This is a genomic window from Methyloceanibacter sp. (assembly GCF_051306395.1).
Lineage (GTDB): Bacteria > Pseudomonadota > Alphaproteobacteria > Rhizobiales > Methyloligellaceae > Methyloceanibacter.
On sequence record NZ_JBPPND010000204.1, the window covers coordinates 1 to 2253 of the forward strand.

2 protein-coding genes are annotated in these 2253 nt (G+C 63.2%); both read right to left on the reverse strand.

Annotation, left to right across the window (positions count from 1 at the left end):
- A partial coding sequence (locus ACSLE4_RS10690; RefSeq protein WP_435904441.1) for a tautomerase family protein occupies positions 1 to 276 on the reverse strand: 276 nt, incomplete at its 3' end.
- Entirely contained in the window at positions 277 to 1905 is a 1629-nt protein-coding gene (locus tag ACSLE4_RS10695) for an acyl-CoA synthetase (protein WP_435904442.1), read from the reverse strand.
- Positions 1906 to 2253 lie beyond the last annotated feature (348 nt).

The following is a 2253-nucleotide window of genomic DNA, read 5'->3' on the forward strand; positions in this document are numbered from 1 at the left end:
GAGCTCCTCGCAGAGTAGGCGGTAGAAGTCTTCCTTCTGTTCGCGCGTACGGGGGCGGGAGGTGATGCTGACCACCACCACCTTGTCGGTGCGCGGGATGCCGAGGCCTGTGTCCTCAACGATCATGTGCCCGGGCTTGTGCTCGTGCACGAGCTGATAGCGGTCGCGCTCTGGGACTTTAAAGGCCTCCAGCATGGCGCGATGCGTCGCATCGAGCAGGGCTTTGAGCTCTTCGTCGGTGCGGCCTTCGATCAGATCGAAGCGAAGCAGGGGCATCTAATGGACGTCCTTGGCGATGTCGCGCAGCTTGAACTTCTGGATCTTGCCGGTGGAGGTCTTGGGCAGGTCCACGAACACCACGTAGCGCGGGCATTTGAAGCGGGCGAGCTTCTCCCTGCACCAGGCGATGATCTCCTCTTCGGTGGTGTCGGCGCCGGCCTTCAGCTCCACGAAGGCGCAAGGTGTCTCCCCCCATTTCGGATCGGGCTTCGCCACCACGGCGGCGCCGGTCACGTCCGGGTGGCGATAGATGACATCCTCCACCTCGATGGAGGAGATGTTCTCGCCGCCGGAGATGATGATGTCCTTGGAGCGGTCTTTCAGCTGGATGTAACCGTCCGGATGCATGACGCCGAGATCGCCGGAATGGAACCAGCCTCCGGCGAAGGCTTCCTCGGTGGCGTTGCCGTTCTTGAGATAGCCCTTCATCACGATGTTGCCGCGGAACATGACCTCGCCGATGGTCTCGCCGTCGGCGGGCGTCTTGTCCATGGTGCTCGGGTCCATCACCGTCAGATCTTCGAGCGCGTGATAGCGCACGCCTTGGCGGATGCGCTTCTTGAGCCGTTCCTCTTGCGGAAGCTCGTCCCAGGCGGCGTGCCATTCGTTCAGCGTCGCCGGACCGTAGGTCTCGGTCAGCCCGTAGAGATGGGTGAGCTCGAAGCCGGCCTCGTCCATCTTGGTGAGCACGGCGGCGGGGGGCGGCGCGGCGGCATGATTGAAGGCGACGCGGTGGTCGAAGTCGCGCCGCTCGTCTGCGCCGGCATTCAGCAGCGCCGCCATGACGAAGGGTGCGCCGGACAGATGCGTCACCTTGTGCTCGGCGATGGCGTCGTACATGGGCTTGGCGCGGACCGCGCGCAGGCAGACATGGGTGCCGGCGACGAGGCTGATCGACCAAGGGAAGCACCAGCCGTTGCAGTGAAACATGGGCAGCGTCCACAGATAGACGGGGTGCTGGCCCATGCCGGTAGCGATGGTGTTGGCGTAGCACATGAGCGCCGCGCCACGGTGGTGATAGACCACGCCTTTGGGGTTGCCGGTGGTGCCGCTCGTATAGTTGAGCGACAGCGCTTTCCACTCATCGCTCGGCATCTCCCAGGCGAAGTCCGGATCGCCGTCGGCGATGAAGGCCTCGTAGTCGAGATTGCCTAAGCGCTCGCCGTTGATGCCGCATTCGAGATCGCGATAGTCGATCAGAAGCGGCTTGACCTTGGTGTCGGTCAAGGCCTCCTTCAACACGGACGCGTATTCGGTGTCGCCGATCAGCACCTTCGTCTCGGCGTGCTCGAGCATGAAGGCGATAGTGGGGGCATCGAGCCGGGTGTTGATGGAGTGGAGCACGGCGCCCACCATGGGCACGCCGTAATGGGCCTCGAGCATGGCCGGGGTGTTGGCCAGCATCACCGAGACCGTGTCGCCCGGCCCGACGCCGCGGCCCTTAAGCGCCGAGGCGAGGCGGCATGCGCGCGCATAGAACGTGCGGTAGTCGATCGCCGCGTCGCCGTGGACGATCGCGATGTGTTCGGGATGCACGGAAGCGGCCCGCGCAAGGAATGTGAGCGGCGTCAGCGGCTGATAATTCGCTGCATTCTTTTCGAGGCCAGTCTCGTAAGGGTTGGCCATGAACCCCGCCTTGGGCGCCTTTGGCGCGCGTTTCCTTCAACGCACCCTAGCCAAGGCGGCAGGCTCGAAGCAAATTATCTTACGCCTTGCGCCGCTAAAAGGCCGGCGCCGATCAACTGGCGTGATGGTTATAGTAGGCGAGCGTGATGGCAAAGCCGCCGAAGGCGACCAGGACAAGCACGAGATAACCGATTTCGATCGGGCTCATGGAAGCGTCCCCTCTCTTTGAGCGACTGAGGGGACAAGGCTCGCCCGCAAGCCGAGCGGGAGCTTTGATCGAGGTCAAAACTTTCTATCCCTCCCCCTTAAAGGGCTGTCTCTTATACACATCACAGAGCCCACGAGACA